At 51.0% G+C, this 16644-nt stretch carries 12 protein-coding genes and 1 tRNA gene; 5 read left to right on the top strand and 8 right to left on the bottom strand.

The window, feature by feature from the left end:
• The first annotated feature begins 13 nt into the window (after nucleotides 1-13).
• From QNN86_RS19360 to QNN86_RS19350, 3 genes are all read left to right on the top strand, one after another.
• A complete protein-coding gene (locus QNN86_RS19360) occupies nucleotides 14-289 on the top strand; it encodes an oxidative damage protection protein (RefSeq protein WP_181617837.1) in 276 nt (91 codons plus the stop codon).
• 90 nt (nucleotides 290-379) lie between these two features.
• The gene (mltC, locus tag QNN86_RS19355) at nucleotides 380-1465 is read left to right on the top strand and encodes a membrane-bound lytic murein transglycosylase MltC (protein ID WP_181617838.1); all 1086 of its coding nucleotides are present in this window, start codon (nucleotides 380-382) and stop codon (nucleotides 1463-1465) included.
• Nucleotides 1466-1677: 212 nt separating this feature from the next.
• On the top strand, nucleotides 1678-2934 hold the full coding sequence (locus QNN86_RS19350) for a nucleoside permease (RefSeq protein ID WP_096755733.1): 1257 nt from the start codon (nucleotides 1678-1680) through the stop codon (nucleotides 2932-2934).
• 76 nt (nucleotides 2935-3010) lie between these two features.
• Here QNN86_RS19350 and QNN86_RS19345 read toward each other — a convergent pair whose 3' ends face one another.
• Nucleotides 3011-5146, bottom strand: coding sequence for an ornithine decarboxylase (locus tag QNN86_RS19345; protein ID WP_414212236.1), 2136 nt, complete (start codon nucleotides 5144-5146; stop codon nucleotides 3011-3013).
• Between the two features lie 469 nt (nucleotides 5147-5615).
• On the opposite strand from QNN86_RS19345, the gene QNN86_RS19340 reads away from it, so the two are divergent.
• Together QNN86_RS19340 and QNN86_RS19335 are read left to right on the top strand one after the other, a co-directional pair.
• Nucleotides 5616-6323, top strand: coding sequence for a DUF554 domain-containing protein (locus QNN86_RS19340; RefSeq protein WP_096755730.1), 708 nt, complete (start codon nucleotides 5616-5618; stop codon nucleotides 6321-6323).
• Between the two features lie 105 nt (nucleotides 6324-6428).
• Nucleotides 6429-6504: transfer RNA gene (locus tag QNN86_RS19335), tRNA-Phe, on the top strand.
• A 75-nt stretch (nucleotides 6505-6579) separates the two neighbouring features.
• On the opposite strand, the gene QNN86_RS19330 is transcribed toward QNN86_RS19335, so the two are convergent.
• The 7 genes from QNN86_RS19330 to QNN86_RS19300 are packed head-to-tail and all read right to left on the bottom strand — an operon-like array spanning nucleotide 6580 to nucleotide 16374.
• On the bottom strand, nucleotides 6580-7950 hold the full coding sequence (locus QNN86_RS19330; RefSeq protein ID WP_414212235.1) for a VasL domain-containing protein: 1371 nt from the start codon (nucleotides 7948-7950) through the stop codon (nucleotides 6580-6582).
• A gap of 1 nt (nucleotide 7951) precedes the next feature.
• Nucleotides 7952-8395, bottom strand: a complete 444-nt coding sequence (gene tssE / locus QNN86_RS19325; RefSeq protein ID WP_414212234.1) for a type VI secretion system baseplate subunit TssE — start codon at nucleotides 8393-8395, stop codon at nucleotides 7952-7954.
• Entirely contained in the window at nucleotides 8395-8928 is a 534-nt protein-coding gene (gene tssJ / locus QNN86_RS19320) for a type VI secretion system lipoprotein TssJ (protein ID WP_414212233.1), read from the bottom strand. The genes tssE and tssJ overlap by 1 nt, the downstream gene beginning before the upstream one ends.
• Nucleotides 8903-10000 carry a type VI secretion system baseplate subunit TssG gene (tssG, locus tag QNN86_RS19315; RefSeq protein ID WP_279277683.1) on the bottom strand — a complete coding sequence of 366 codons (1098 nt, stop codon included), beginning with the start codon at nucleotides 9998-10000 and terminating at the stop codon, nucleotides 8903-8905. The genes tssJ and tssG overlap by 26 nt, the downstream gene beginning before the upstream one ends.
• Nucleotides 9961-11727: a type VI secretion system baseplate subunit TssF gene (tssF, locus tag QNN86_RS19310; protein ID WP_414212232.1), complete on the bottom strand. Its 1767-nt coding sequence runs from the start codon at nucleotides 11725-11727 to the stop codon at nucleotides 9961-9963. Before tssF ends, tssG begins: the two co-directional genes overlap by 40 nt.
• Before the next feature lie 34 nt (nucleotides 11728-11761).
• Nucleotides 11762-13360, bottom strand: a complete 1599-nt coding sequence (tssA, locus tag QNN86_RS19305) for a type VI secretion system protein TssA (RefSeq protein ID WP_414212230.1) — start codon at nucleotides 13358-13360, stop codon at nucleotides 11762-11764.
• Entirely contained in the window at nucleotides 13357-16374 is a 3018-nt protein-coding gene (locus QNN86_RS19300) for an ImcF-related family protein (protein ID WP_414212228.1), read from the bottom strand. Before QNN86_RS19300 ends, tssA begins: the two co-directional genes overlap by 4 nt.
• Between the last annotated feature and the right edge of the window lie 270 nt (nucleotides 16375-16644).

The following is a 16644-nucleotide window of genomic DNA, read 5'->3' as shown; positions in this document are numbered from 1 at the left end:
AAGAGGATTTTTTATGAGCAGAACGATTTTTTGTACTTTCCTGCAACGTGAAGCAGAAGGTCAGGATTTTCAGCTGTACCCAGGCGATCTGGGAAAACGCATTTATAACGAGATTTCGAAAGAAGCATGGGCACAGTGGCAGCACAAGCAAACCATGCTGATTAACGAGAAGAAACTCAACATGATGAACGTCGAGCACCGCAAACTGCTGGAACAGGAGATGATCAACTTCCTGTTTGAAGGCAAGGACGTGCACATTGAAGGCTATACGCCAGAAGATAAAAAATAAGCACAAATTGCGGGCAATCTCGTAGGCCGGATAAGGTGCTTGCACCGCCATCCGGCAAAACACCCTCACAACACAACACGCACTCCCGGAATGATGAAAAAATATCTCGCGCTTGCCGTTATTGCGCCGTTGCTCATCTCCTGTTCCAGTTCGACCAAAAAAGGCGATTCCTATAACGAAGCCTGGGTCAAGGATACCAACGGTTTTGATATTCTGATGGGGCAGTTTGCCCATAACATTGAGAATTTGTGGGGATTTAAAGAAGTGCTGATCGCGGGTCCGAAGGACTATGTAAAGTATACCGATCAGTATCAAACCCGCAGCCACATCAACTTTGATGACGGTACAATAACCGTGGAGACTATCGCCGGGACAGATCCTGCCGGGCATTTACGACGGGCAATAATCAAGACCTTGCTGATGGGAGACGATCCGGGTTCCATCGATCTCTATTCCGATGTTGATGATATCAAGATTTCCAAAGAGCCGTTCCTCTACGGACAGGTCGTTGATAATACCGGTCAGCCTATTCGCTGGGAGGGACGTGCGACAAACTTCGCCAACTACCTGCTGCAAACACGATTAAAGAGCCGGAGTAACGGCCTGCGCATTATCTACAGCGTGACCATTAATCTGGTGCCAAACCACCTTGATAAGCGTGCGCATAAGTATGTCGGCATGGTTCGTCAGGCATCGCGTAAGTATGGCGTTGACGAAGCACTGATCCTTGCCATCATGCAAACCGAATCCTCCTTTAACCCGTATGCGGTCAGCCATGCTGATGCACTGGGACTGATGCAGGTCGTGCAGCACAGCGCCGGGAAAGATGTGTTCCGCTCACAGGGCCGCTCCGGTACGCCAAGCCGTAGCTTCCTGTTTGACCCGGCCAACAACATTGATACCGGTACCGCCTATCTGGCGATGCTCAACAATGTCTACCTGGGCGGAATCGATAACCCAACCTCACGTCGTTACGCCGTCATTACCGCGTATAACGGTGGGGCAGGCAGCGTGCTGCGTGTGTTCTCCAGCGATAAAATTCAGGCAGCAAATATCATCAACAGCATGTCGCCGGGGGACGTTTATCAAACATTAACCACCCGACATCCGTCGGCGGAATCACGCCGCTACCTTTATAAGGTCAATTCTGCACAAAAATCCTATCGACGTCGGTAATGTTTACCCTCTTCGGCCGCGTGAAGCTGGCGGCAGAAGAGGGTAAAAGTGTTAACTCCGTCACTATTTTGCTTTGCAATTGGAAATTGTTTGCAAATATTTGTCACAGCTAACAAAAAAACACCCCTTCTCATTGATAGAATCACATCATATTGAAACGGCAAATGTGCTTTTTAAAACATCCATCCGCATTACGATGTGAGGAAATTAACATGAATCTTAAGCTGCAGCTGAAAGTCCTTTCCTTTCTGCAGTTCTGCCTATGGGGTAGTTGGCTCACGACCCTCGGCTCTTATATGTTTGTCACCCTTAAATTCGACGGTGCCTCTATTGGCGCAGTCTATAGCTCGCTGGGGATTGCCGCCGTATTTATGCCTACGCTGTTAGGTATCGTCGCCGACAAATGGATCAGTGCGAAGTGGGTTTATGCGCTTTGCCACCTGGTGGGTGCGGGTACGCTGTTCGCTGCCGCCGAGGTCACCACGCCAGGAGCCATGTTCTTTGTGATCCTGCTTAACTCCCTGGCCTATATGCCAACGCTGGGGTTAATCAACACCATTTCTTACTATCGCCTGCAGTCTGCCGGGATGGATATTGTCACCGACTTCCCGCCAATCCGTATCTGGGGCACCATCGGTTTTATTCTGGCCATGTGGGCGGTAAGCTTCTCAGGCTTTGAACTGAGCCATATGCAGCTGTATATCGGCGCAATTCTGTCCGTGGTACTGGCACTGTTCACCCTGACGCTGCCGCATATTCCGGTTGCTAATCAGCAGAAAAATCAGAGCTGGACGTCAATGATGGGTTTGGATGCCTTCGCCCTGTTTAAAAACAAGCGTATGGCAATTTTCTTCATCTTCTCGATGATGCTGGGCGCAGAACTGCAAATTACCAACATGTTCGGTAATACCTTCCTGCACAGCTTCGATAATAACCCGCTGTTCTCTGGTAGCTTCATCGTCGAGCATGCGTCAGTAATGATGTCCATCTCGCAGATTTCAGAAACCCTGTTTATCCTGACCATCCCGTTCTTCTTAAGCCGTTACGGTATTAAGAACGTTATGCTGATCAGTATTGTGGCGTGGATGCTGCGTTTTGGTCTGTTTGCCTACGGCGACCCGACTCCGTTCGGTACCGTGCTGCTGGTTCTGTCGATGATTGTTTACGGCTGCGCCTTCGATTTCTTCAACATCTCCGGTTCGGTGTTCGTGGAAAAAGAAGTTCGTCCGGAAATTCGCGCCAGTGCACAGGGTATGTTCCTGATGATGACCAACGGCTTTGGCTGTATTCTGGGTGGTCTGGTGAGCGGTAAAGTGGTGGAACACTTCACACTGAACGGCATTACTGACTGGCAGAGCGTATGGCTGATCTTCGCGGGCTACTCACTGTTCCTGGCCTTTGCCTTCGTCGCACTGTTTAAGTACAAACACGTTCGCACTCCGGCTGGCACGCAGACTATCGCACACTAATCTTCATTGTTTAAAAAGGGTCACCTGACGGTGACCCTTTTTTTGCCGGAAATGTATCGCCCGCGCGATCCGTTTTTTATTTCAGAACATATCCGTACAGACGCTTAATGCCGTCGGCATCCGTTTCACTGTAAACCCCTTGCAGTTCAGGTGAGAAGCCCGGCAGCAGATTAACGCCCTCTTCCAGCGCCAGGAAGTAACGCTGTACCGCTCCGCCCCACACTTCACCGGGTACTACGCACAACACGCCGGGAGGATAAGGCAACGCACCTTCTGCCGCGATACGACCGGCAGCATCACTAATGCGCACCAGCTCAACATCTCCCCGGATATAAGCACTGTTGGCATCCTGCGGGTTCATGGCAACAGCGGGTAAGCTCTCCTGACGGAACATCGCTTTTTGCAGATCCTTCACATCAAAGCTCACGTACAGGTCATGCATTTCCTGACACAGTTCACGCAGCGTGTAATCCCGATAGCGCATCGGGTATTTGTTGAAGATTGTGGGCAGCACATCTGCCAGCGGCGTATCGTTCTCAATGTGCTGTTCAAACTGAGCCAGCATCGCCACCAGCTGCGCCATTTTCTCTGCGCTTTCTGCTGGCGTCAGCAGGAACAGGATTGAATTGAGGTCGCATTTTTCCGGCACAATACCATTCTCTCGCAGGTAGTGTGCGAGGATCGTCGCTGGTATACCAAAGTCAGTATACTGCCCAGTTTGCGCATCAATGCCCGGCGTGGTCAGCAGCAGTTTGCACGGATCGACAAAATACTGATCGCTCGCATAGCCGTCAAAACCATGCCATTTTGCTCCCGGCTCAAAGCTAAAGAAGCGACGCTCGCTGGCAATAACCTGCGTCGGGTATGTCTGCCAGGGCTTCCCCCCCACCATCGGGGGAATAAAGGGCTGAATCAGCTTACAGCGATCGATAATGGCTTTACGTACCTCAATTCCTAACGCCACGCATTCCGCCCATAACCGGCGTCCGCTCTCACCTTCATGGATTTTTGCGTTAACGTCCAGCGCGGCAAATAGCGGGTAAAACGGGCTGGTGGAGGCGTGCAGCATAAAAGCATTGTTCAACCGTTTATGCGGGCAAAAACGCGCCTGGCCGCGAATATGGTTATCTTTTTTGTGGATCTGCGAGGTTTGTGAGAACCCGGCCTGCTGTTTGTGCACCGACTGGGTGACAAAAATACCCGGATCGTTGGGTTTGAGATCCAGTAGCAATGGCGAGCCATCCGCCATCATCGGGATAAATTGTTCGTAACCAACCCAGGCAGAGTCAAACAAAATGTAATCGCACAAACTGCCGATCTTGTCGATCACCTGTCGCGCGTTATAAATGGTCCCATCATAGGTTCCCAACTGGATAATCGCCAGACGGAACGGGCGCGGCTGGTCGGCTTTATGTGGTGCGACGTCGCGTATCTGCCCGCGCAGATACGCTTCATTAAAGCAGTGCTCATCAATGCCGCCAATAAAGCCAAACGGGTTACGCGCCGCCTCCAGATAGACTGGTGTAGCGCCGGCCTGGATCAGCGCACCATGGTGGTTTGATTTATGATTGTTACGGTCAAACAGCACCAGATCGCCACGCGTCAGTAACGCGTTGGTCACGACTTTATTGGCAGCAGAGGTGCCGTTCAGCACAAAGTATGTTTTATCTGCATTAAACACTTTTGCCGCAAACTTCTGCGCATGCTTTGCCGACCCCTCATGAATGAGCAAATCGCCCAACTTGACGTCAGCATTGCACATATCCGCGCGAAACAAATTCTCGCCAAAGAACTCATAAAAATGCCGTCCGGCAGGATGTTTCTTAAAAAATTCACCGTGCTGATGGCCTGGGCAGGCAAAAGTACTGTTGCCCATTTCGACATACTGCGTCAGCGTGTCATAAAATGGTGGCAACAGATCGTCCTCATAACGACATGCGGCAGACTCCAGCTCCAACCAGTCCTGTGCGTTACCGCCAATAACCGCCTCTGCACCCGCAGGCAATTCGACAGTAACCTCTGAGAAAATAAACACCGGTAAATGAAAACCTGTGCGTTTAAGCAACGCGAGGATCCCGCTGCGGCTGTCCGCAACGGTAATGACGACTGCCGCAACATCAGTAAAATCGGTACCGTCCAGTGACACCACCTGACGATGGGTAGACAGACAAGAGACCAGTTCACCACTGGCGGCAATTTTCATTGATTTCATAAGCGCAAAAACCCGTTTCGGGAAAGTCAAAGTCCCGGACAATGCCACACGGCGTTGTCCCACGAAATGTTTGGTCAAACTGGTTACCAGCCCCGACCGCCAGACATCAGTAAAAGCAGATAGCCTCTGATTTTACTGTTATCCTGCAGTGAGCGTACGCCGCCGTCACCGCATGGCGGGAGAATGAGGATGTGTCGCAGAAAGGGGGGAACGTCGCGCAAAAAGGCGATGTTGAAGGTGATGTAGGGGGAATTGATTCATCCCAGGCAACCCCGTTCAGACAGGAGAAAATTCGCGCAATCATGGCACCTTTCACTACCAGGCGCAAGACAAAATCCGATGCATAAACCTCACAGATAAACAAGCATTTCTCCGAACAATGGCGGCATAATAATGCAACCTGAAAACATAATTATACCTCGCAAATTGCCTTCATCATCAAGACGATAACGAGTATGCAGGAGCTCATGTGGTAATCGGACCTTTTATTAATGCCAGCGCTATTTTACTTGGTGGCGTTCTCGGTACGCTGCTCAGCCAGCATTTACCCGAACGCATTCGGGTCTCAATGACCTCTATTTTCGGACTGGCTTCTCTGGGTATTGGGATCTTGCTGGTAATCAAATGCGCCAACCTGCCGGTTATGGTGCTGGCAACGCTGGTCGGCGCACTGATTGGCGAGTTGTGCCATCTGGAAAAAGGGATTAATGCGGCGGTCGCCAAAGCGCAGCAGCTTTTCTCAAAGTCAGATGCCAATGCAACGCACGAATCGTTTATTCAAAGCTTTGTCGCCATCATTGTATTGTTTTGTGCCAGCGGCACCGGGATCTTTGGGGCGATACATGAAGGAATGACCGGCGATCCGAATATTTTAATCGCGAAGTCGTTTCTCGATTTCTTCACCGCTATCATCTTCGCCTGTTCGCTGGGGATTGCGGTATCCGCCATTTGTGTGCCGATGCTGGCAATCCAGCTGACGCTCGCCGCCTGCGCCGCGCTGATCTTGCCTTTGACGACGCCTGCCATGATGGCTGACTTTAGCGCCGTAGGTGGCTTGCTGTTGCTGGCAACCGGCTTGCGTATCTGCGGAATTAAAATGTTTGCCGTCGTGAACATGCTACCTGCCCTGCTATTGGCCATGCCGCTTTCCGCCGCGTGGACGGCATTTTTTGCCTGAGAATGCGTGCAATACCAGCAATGTGGTGATAGATTGTGCAGTCTGCATTGATTTGAAGAAATTTCGTTGACGAAAAGAAGCGAATCGGTTTTAATGCGCCTCGTTGCCCGGATAGCTCAGTCGGTAGAGCAGGGGATTGAAAATCCCCGTGTCCTTGGTTCGATTCCGAGTCCGGGCACCACTATTTAGAAAAACCAGCCTACGGGCTGGTTTTTTGCTTTCTGGGACTACAGGCTATTCATTAAACGTCGTGCGATTATTCGCTCCGTTTAACGCTTTGTTTCAACAACGCATAACGATTGAGAAGCTGATTCAGGCGCATATCAAGCTGCTGATTTAAAGCTGGCGATATACTCCCTTGTGTTTTCAATTCTACGTCCATTTTACGCAGTAATTCTTCTGGCGGTGGCGTTTCATCCAGTTGACGGCGAATAGCAAAAATCGCGGACTTCAATTCCGAACCGGTTAAATATTTCCCCTTACGCTCATCAAGCGCATTTAGCTGGGCAGTTAACGTCTCCAGCCCCAGCTGTGCATGATGCCAGTTCTGTAATGCGCCATCCGGCAACGCTTCGGTAGCCCACTGTTTATATAATCCGCTGACGAGCTCAGCAGCCTGTGCTTCTTCTGGCCACAGAGTAGCTGCCTGCTGCGCGATCGCTGAGGCATATTCCCTTGACCACAAAGGTTGCTGGTGATGCAACACGTTGAGCTGCTTTTGCGTAGAAGCCAACACGTCCTTTTTTTTCTCATCCAGGTCTGAAGATGTCTTCATGACCGACAACTGTGCAGGCGTCAGTGCCATCGGTAACGGTTGCACCACATCATATTGCGAAGCCTGCATAACGTTGATACCCCAAACAATACCGACACTCACCACAGCGGCGAACAGCACGCCAGTCGCAAAACCCTGCCACAGCTGTCGACGCCCGGAAGAAACGTGAGTGGTAAAACCTGCGGTATTCACTTGCTCGGATAGTGCAGTCTCATTGACCACAAATACCAGTTGAGGTAAGGAGGTCGAGATATTATTTACCGTAACAGCGCGCATTTCTTTATGCTCGCCAGAAGTAGATGCAGATGCCATCACGACCGCGGCTCCCGACTCTGCTTCAGACGTCTCCAGTCGCAAAGCCGCATTGTGCATCCAGGCAACAACGGTTTCCAGTTTGCTTAGCGCCTTCAATTCAAGGCGTTGCAATACTTCACAGGCTTGTTTCAAACTTTGTTCAACCCGATATACCATCGCGAGATCAGCATATGACAGCGTCAATGTACGCAATTCTTGCTGTAGTCGGGTCGACAGCCAGGCCAGTATGTCAATGCGCGTATGGGTTTGTTGCGGCCATATTGTAGTCCAGTGATACGTGAGTAAAGCTTCAAGGAGTTCGCAACCTTCAGCAAGCCCTATAAGACCCGCATTACGTATTCTGGCGACGGTATACCAGGCAAGGGTTTGTAGTTCGATCCCATTGTTACGGAACAACGCCAGGCTTAACTGCTCAACCTTTTGCCAGTCAACATCCGGGCGCGCAGGGTGCGTCAGCTTGTTGATTTCATCCCGCAGCAACCCAAATTCTGCGAAAGTTCGCGGATCGCTGCCCGTACTGATTCGGTTTTTATCCATGTTAATAAACTCCAGAATCAAGCCAACCCTGCCTTTTTAAGTGACGAATCAGTACCCGCCCCTCAGGGGTAAAATCTGTGCCATAGCGAACAACGCCAAGATCATGAAGTTCAGCATCGATGGAATAACGTAAATGCCCCGGCGATTCCTGTTCCTGCATCGTGACCTGAATACCTTTGAGTCGTGGCTCATACTTCAGCAATACCTGAGAAAGCGTGCCGATAAGTTGGTGGGCTGTCCCCGGCATACCCTGGAGGATCTTCGTCATATCTGGCAGGCCGTAGTCGGGGAGATGCTTGAGGCTGCCAGCGCGAGTGTTCAGAATGCGTTGCATATTGTCCAGAACAGACAGAATGACCTGTGTGTTTTCGCTGACCGCCTGCAAAGGCAGCCCCCCCTCGAAATTCCCGAGTAAAATGTCATACAGAGAAGGTTGTCTGACCATTATTCGTCCTCCAGTGGCATGAGCGCCAGTCCCTGAGTTTTCAATTCAATAATCCGCGCCTTATCAGGATCAAGGTCCTCACGGCTTAATACTACTCGCCATGAATCTTCAGATTGTTCGGGAGAAATAAACATGCCTGCTACAGCGATATATTGTGCTTCTGTTTCTAATGGAATATCGAGCGTAACGCTTTCCCCCGGACGGACTCTGATATCTTTTTGTGCCACCAAATCTGCTTTCACCACAGTGCTATCCTCTGCAAATAATGACTGATAATTTGCAGAATCAAATGCCTTACGATCCTTTAGTTGATAAATACGTACAACCGTTGAAAGTGCGATACCCTGCGCATTTTTATTTACTGCTTCTCTTGCCAGAAAATCTAAATGCAGCGTTTTTATTTCCTTATAAAAAATTGACTTAGTTAATGATACCGTGCTTTCAGATACCGTTTGCGTCAAACCACATCCGGTTAGTAAACTGGCTATTCCGGTTATTACGGCAACGTTAATAGCGATAATCGCCCATCTCATCGGCTTCCCTCCGCTGAATATTTTGTTTAAGACTCTGCCAGAGCCCAAGTTTAATGGTTATAAGTTGATTCATTACTTCTGTGTTATTCGTATTATCCAAACGCATCACCGCTGTACGACCGAGCTGTACGGCTCGTTCACTTTTGCTACTGGTCAGTTGCGCATCCGCAAGTGCCGAGCGAGGAATGCGTAATTGCAGCCTCGCGTTTACTCTGGCACCTAAATAAACATGCATTAGCGCTAAAAAATCACCGTTTAGCTGACCACCAGGTAGCCAGTCACGTATCTCCTCGCGGTTATCCGTGGTCAGCGTAATCAGCACCTGACTGTTAACATCCACGGCGCTTTGTCCCATCACTGGGCGGGAATAGAGGCTAACAGGTTGTCGTGAGCGCATTGTTAACGCCTTATCCAGCAAGATGACTCGCTTATCATGGGGCGTCACGGTCACCTTCGTTGTTGGCGAGAGTAAATACACCAGCGCGGCGATGCCTTCCTGCGTGCGCGTCGGCATTCTCATTATTCCCAACAAAGCCAGAAAACGAGAGACCGGCGTACCTGTTTGCGTTGCACAACCTCGGATCCCCAGCCCCGTCAACCCAAGCAAATACTGTGACGTCTCATCCGTACCTCCGGGACGAAAAGTCGCTGGATAGCTGTATTTACGCCAGATACGGTAAAACTGCGCAATTAAACGATGATTGAAAATATCCAGGAACTCAGCGGCAACATCCGCCCCCTCCTGCCTTTGGGCAATATCATCCAGATAGGTTGTCGGCAGAGGTGATTCCACACCATAAAGCCCCATAAAGGTGATGCGAACCGTGGGCGGAAACGTTGTTTGCTCAGGATGATATTCGGCACTTTTTAGCTCTCCCGCCGGAAATCCCATCCCAGGATGAGGGCGAAAGCGAATGACATCATACCGTGGACTCTGCTGGCTTCCCGGGCAGGGCATGTGCGGATTCCACTGCTCCAGTAACTGGCAGAAGCGATAAAAGTTTGTTCGCGGTAGGTTTTCGCCAAGCGTATTTAGCAACCGGGTAGTCGCTGATTGTGATTCTCTTTCCATCGCAAGCTTTTCCCTGCCGGCTGAATGATTAAAGTAAGCTGATTAAACAAATGAATATCCGCGTACAATGCAAAAAAACGGTTAAGCATTTCGCCAAACAGATGAATATCACCCTCGCCTGTAAATCCGTTTTCATCAAGCGTGACTTCAATATCTACACCACGAAGCAAGAACCCTTTTTCAAAGCGCTGCATTTCATGCTGTTGGACATCCATAATGGCATCCAGACGACGGTAATTAAGTTCATCATCCTGCCAGTTATAGAGAGACAACGTTCCCTTGAGCACTTCTGCGCTGGCCATCATATTCAGAAAACTGGATCCTAAATGGCTCAATACTCGCCAGTGAAAGCGGTCCTCGGCAGGCGGATAAGCAGGCAAGGTCGGCTTACACAGATTGCGTACCGCAAGCGGCGTCTGGAGAATTTGTTCACACCGATTAAGCAAAGCGCTCTGCAAAGCCCGCCGAGGTAATTGACCGTTGGTTCCGGTCACTTTCAATGACAACGTTTCGTGTTCCGCGATACGCTCTTGCTCCCAGGCATCGCCTCCCAAAATCAACCATGTGTCATAGAGGCCCGCCACGCCACGTCTGACGCGGGTATGGTAATAACGCTCCGGTGCGTTACGGTGCATTAGTCCCCCTTTATGGCGGAAGCTAGTGAACGGAACATAGACAGCGCTACGCGTTCGTTGCGACCCCGAAACTGCATCCACAGAGTAGATTTCGGTATGCCCATCCTGCAATCTTCGCGGACGCAATAAATATTCACTTTCTAACCCATTAACGACCAACGGGTCAGCCTCCATGGTGAATAAATTAATAACCGGCACACAATGCAAACGTATATTTTCGCTGCTTACTGGAAGTTCAGAATCCCATTGTTGATTAAGCACTACTTCTATTTCAAATTCATTTATCCCTGCTGGAAAAGTTATCTCATCCAGACCATTAAGATGGACAAACATAAATTTTTCACGAAAAGTAAAATATTCAAGCAATAGCTGCCAGCCGCCAAAAACAGTATCCCCCTTCGGCCAAAGACAATCTTCCTCGGTAAATCCTCCTGGTGAAAAATAGCCATCCAAGCGAATACGTTCAGAGTTGCCAGGTAATCTTAGATGGAGAGAGGCCTGGCGTTTTGTTAATGCCAGATGCAGGGCATGTGTTACCGGTGCGTCACCGCACAAGTAGAGACTCAGATTTTTAACATCAGTTTGTGACCAATCCATCTGGGGATTACAGGTAAATCGGATACGAATAACAGAACGGCCGTCAGGTTCAGCATCCAGATTCACCGCCGTGATACGCAACGGATTAAGCGCCACTGGCTGTGTGGTACGGTACTGGCAAATCGTTTTCTTAGGGCCAACGGGTTGAGAGAGTACGCCAAATCCCGCACTCACCCGTTCATTCATTTTCAGTACATTAATGTCGGGCAAAAGCTCAACAATGCTTAAAGAAGGAACAGTACGTAAATAATGTGGCCACAGCAGACTCATCAAACCTTCGGTAAACTCAGGAAGATGATCGTCAATTTTGGCGCGGAGCCGCCCCATGGAAAATGCAAAACCTTCAAATAATCGTTCAACATAGGGATCGGGTATTCCCGCTTTGTCCAGATCCAACATAGCGGCCCGATCCGGATGCGCCTGAGCAAACTCTTTTGCTGCTTCCCTTAAATAACGCATTTCCGCATCATAATAACGCAGAGTTAAATCTTCCATTTCACCGTTCGCTTATTCTGTTTCTGTTTTTGCTTCAGCCGCATAAGACGGCTGCCCTGGCGGGATCGATGGCGATCAATCCGGACAACAGTGCGTCCATTTCTTGCGCCAGACGGGTTTTATCACTTTCACTACGGTTGGCTTTTAAACGCAGTAATTTCAGGCGTCTCGCTTTTACTTCAAATAACAGTTCAGGTTCCCACTGTTCGAGGATAAGAGACTGCGCTGCCGTATTTAGCTCCCCAAGCAAATGCAGCGCGAGATCGTTGCGGCCGCATTGTTCAGTCAGGCGAGCCATCAACAGTTGGCGCAGCCAGCGCTGGCGAACCGAAATAATACCGGGCCGAGCCTGAAGCCAGGCAAGCGCCGCCTCAATCCCTTCGCTATCTGCTAGCGCCAGAGCCTCGCTTTCCAGTAGCAAAATATCGTCGTCAGCCCCGGCAGAAACCGCCGTGATGTTCTCTGTCTGCCAGTCACTCTCCTGCATAACATCACGGGTTATCCATTCGCGGGTGACATCATCGGCAAAGGGAGTACCGTCGTTAAATGCCAGCGTATCCAGACCCGGCATTCGATGCAGCAGCATCTTCAGATCGCTGATAATAATTTCAGGATATTTATCCCACGGCGTACCTGCCCGACTGACCGCCTGATGAAGATACCACTGCACATCCAGCCAGAAGTGGTTGACCCCCTCTGCAAATAAACTGTCCGTTAACTCAATCAGCTCTGTCCAACTTTGTTGCAAGTACAGACGCTTGAGCTGGGCTCGGTAATCACTCTTGGGGGGGATCAGACGCGTACGCCCTGCGCCATCGGGCGGTGGAAGTTGACAGACCGTATCCAGCCGCACGCTTTTCATCAAATGATGCGCCGCCAGCCAACCGTCGGGTTGATCGCGGAGATATTTCGCCAGCACTCGCGTCTGCTCAAGCAGTTCTCGTCCGGAAGCAATACTTTTGAGCGCTGGCGCTTCTGCGCTTTGTCGACCTGGCTGGCCCCCGATATTTTGCGGTACCAGTGCATGAGCACCGCCTGATTGCACCAGACGATTCTCCAGGGCGCTATACAGCGCTCCGAGTCCAGGGCGAAGGTTCTCCTCCCGCAGGCTAAACATCTGCTGCAGTAATATCAGCGCACCGGTAATTCGTTGCGCATCAGGTCGTGAGACTTCAGGGTAACGCGCCAGACTATCCAGCATCCGTGCGCCAGCCAGCCATTCTAGAGCCGCCTTATGACTGTTAGCTCTTAAAGGATGCAGGGTATCACCATAACGTTGCATCAGGCCTGCCAGTAAGGTCAGACCATCGGCGAGCCCGGACTCACCATCGCGATGCAAACGTGCCCATGTGTAATAGGTTACGACCCGAACATCCTTACTGGTGCTGGTCAGGAGCTTTTCTGCCAGCGCAATGATGAGATCGGTTTGTGCGCCGGAGAGTTTATTGACCTCTTCTCTCATACGCTGAAAATCATCATCATAACCAGGATCTTCGCCGCCAGGACTCACCTCGGAAATCGGCAGTAGCCAGTTCTGCCAAAGCACAGTCTGCGCTTGCGCCTGTTCCATCAACCGCTGTTGTTCATCTGACGAAGTCATACTGGCTGCCAGGAGACGATTCAGGGCGCTCATTCTTGTTCCTCTGATGAAGTCTGACTGCTTATAACAAAAATATTCTCGGGTAATTCAAAATCGCGTAGCTGGAGTAATGCAAGTGGGCCATCACCGACTTCCGTTCTCAGCGTATAGTTCAGCACCAGGCCATCCTGAGCCGTCCAGCGCAGGTTAAAGCCGCTGTTAACCCCAGCGTTATCGGTAATCTCCGCTTTCTCAAGCAGCCTTATCCAGCCCCAGGTTCCTGGATTATCGGAGTAGATTCGGGTCCCCGTTTTCGTGCTCACCCAGCTTAAGGTTGCGCCCGATGCTTCTGTATCCGCCGGCCAGACAATGTTTTTCCATACCGGCATCTGATTGACGTAGGTGAGTTTCTGACCGTCAATCACCAGATCGGTTTGCATGACATCACGCGCGGTTCCGGGGCGTAGCTCAAAACGTAAACCGGCTTCACCACGGGTGAATGCCACATCCGCAAGCTGGCTTAGCGTATCCATCGCCTCAAGAAATACCGGATCAAATACCAGCCCCTGCGCATTCACCGTATCAGGAACCCAGTGGCTGCCCTGTTTATGCAGTACACCGCTTAAGTGACTTTCGAGAAACTGCGGGATCCGACCGTTATCATTGCGCAAATATTGGGCCAGTAGCGGCAACGAGACCTCACTTCCTACGTCACTAAACGGGTAACGTCCGCCAAACGCATTGTTCCAGTCATTAACAATCAGCGCCTTCCACTGCGCGTTCAGCCCGGCTGCCGTCGGCTGCAAAACCTGCTGCCATGACTGCTCCAGCGGCTGGACAAACAAGGTTTGACCAAACCCACTCCATGCCTGCCCTAAACTCGCAGCCACCAGATTGCCATAGTCACGCGTGGTGGTGAGATCGACGGTTTTCCCCTGAAATACCGTTTGTGCCAGCGCCTGGCTCATGCCCTGCGGATCGGCGGCATTGGTCACCTGCTGGAGTTTCAGCCGTACCTGGGTAACTCGCGTCAGGTAGGTTTGCAGACTCAGATGGCTGAGATCCTGCCCACCTGATTTATCGTCCATCAAGGCGAGAACCGGCGAGAACGTGTCCGCCATGGGGCCGTCTTCGCGCGCATGCTGATCAATCGTCTGGTTCTCTTTGGTTTTAAACAGATCTTTTGCTGACTTCACCAGTGAGTCCGACAACGCTTCTCCGGTGAATCCGGTACGCCCTTGTACTGAAAGTGTGTTCATTAGCGCAACCAGAGGTGATTGACGAACATCGGCAATCAACGTCAGTTGATCGATAGCGTCACTCAAAGTCTGGCTGCGCTTCCAGCGCAAACTGTTGAGAAAATCCTGCCAGTTCCCGGCAAAGTCAGTGAAATAACGCTCGCTAAGGCGCGCTTTTAGCGCCTCCGGGGAGAGCGGATCGCTTGCGGAATGCGTATCATCACCCAGCACCTGATCCACCTCTTCCCGGCGGTTATTCACTACTTTTTCTATCGCCGGTAACACTTCCTCTTCCCAGGCTTTACGGGTATATACGCCAGCAATCGTACTTCGGGTATAAAATACGCTCTCCGCACGGGTGTCACCGGTCATATCCTCCAGACGAAGATCGGTGTAATGCGGGGTCACCTGCTCAATAATTTTTTGATACAGCGCAGCCTCACCGTTGCGGATCCCCATCTGACGAATTAACAGCGTACGCACCTGGCTAATAAGATTTTTATCCGCCGCCAGCGTCCATTCAGGATGCGCAGGCAGATTTTGCCCCCAGAATCGCCACAGCCCTGGCCCAACGCCCTGCCATGATGCGCGCGAAATACCCGCTCGCTCCGGCCAGTCTTGCATCAGCGCCTGACTAAAAAATGACGCCTCCATCTGCTCTGGTCGGGAAAGCATCAAGTACATTTTCAACTGGTTGTAGGCATTCTTCGCCCGCCCGGCGAACTGAGGGCTGTCAGGCGCGAGCCGGGTTAATGCCGTCAGCTGCTGAGTAAGATGCTTTGCGGCTTCATCACGCAAAAGCGGAATAGCGATACGCGTATAGCGCGGCCATAGTGCATCCAGCAGAGCATCATTTTGGCTTAAGCCGAAACGGTAGTACCACGGCGTCCCATTCTGCTGACGCCAGCGAAGCATGCCTGGCGTTTGCTGCAGAGCAGACAGCGCCGTAAGACGCTCGGCGAGCGGTTTATCCACACCGCCTGCCAGGCTCGCCTGGTCCAGACTTTCGCCAATCAGATTGCGATTAGCCAGAAAAGATACCACCATTCCCGCCCCCCACAGCAACATCAGGCCGGCTGTACAGACTGCCAACACACGCATCCCTGAACGGCCTGTACGCTGTGCCTTAAGTTCAGCAGGTAACGCAGGGAGTGAATCAAGTAACGCTCCCCAGCGCGCATCTCGCATCCAGGCATGCGCAACGCGCGATGAGGTACTTTCCGCATACTGGCTCAAGATGACCGCCGCCAGCGGCAGAGGCCGATGCGGGCTGAAAAAAGTGGACAACGATTCGCTGATGGCTTCTGCGCCAGGCGCCAGCAAATTAGCCATTTTCAGTAAGAAGTTATCGCGGATATTCTGCGTAACCTGCTGCGTACCCTGCTCCGCCATCTGCATTGCCAGCGAGGTCAACTGCGAACGACATAACGCCGTGGTGCATCCTGCAGGGAACAAACACGTCGCAGAGTGCAGGGTTACGTCATCCCGGACGAATTGAGCGCCATGCAGCGACCAAAGGTATAACGGCACTCGCCAGCGAAGCGTGGTATAAACAGCCTGAAGATGGCGGCCGGCATTATCTATTTGTTCTGCGGTTAAAGAGACAACGGGTGTCGATTGAACCAATGTCTGCTGGTGCTGAAAAGTGGGGGTTACCCATACAATCCCATCCAGCGGGCGCCGATGCAGCTTGCGTATCGCATCGAACAACGAGGCATCTGGCGTTTCAGTGATCGTACCTCCCCAGATTAACACCACGCCATCCCCTTCAACCCAGCGCAGAGTGGTGAGTTTAGGTACCAGTAGATCAACCTGAGAGGCATCCCCCATCACCAGCAGGATACGCGTTTTGGCGCGCCAGCGGCGACCGTAATGCTGACGAAGATATGTATGTACATGATTTAAAATTTCAGCGCGGCTATTTTTAATTGCCTTCTTTGATTTACTCCCAGAATTACTTAAACCAGACAATAGGTTAAAACGCTGAAAATAACTTCTTGAAATAATCATTTGCCATAACCGAACAATTGCATCATCAAAAAGCAATATTGTGATACATATTCCAGCCACTACCAGCGACGCATTTTGTTTTTTCTCCAT

The sequence above is a fragment of the Citrobacter sp. C348 genome, assembly GCF_047467975.1.
Taxonomy (GTDB): domain Bacteria; phylum Pseudomonadota; class Gammaproteobacteria; order Enterobacterales; family Enterobacteriaceae; genus Citrobacter; species Citrobacter gillenii.
The sequence above is the reverse complement of the archived record's forward strand: the minus strand, read 5'-3'. Positions and strand labels throughout refer to the sequence as shown.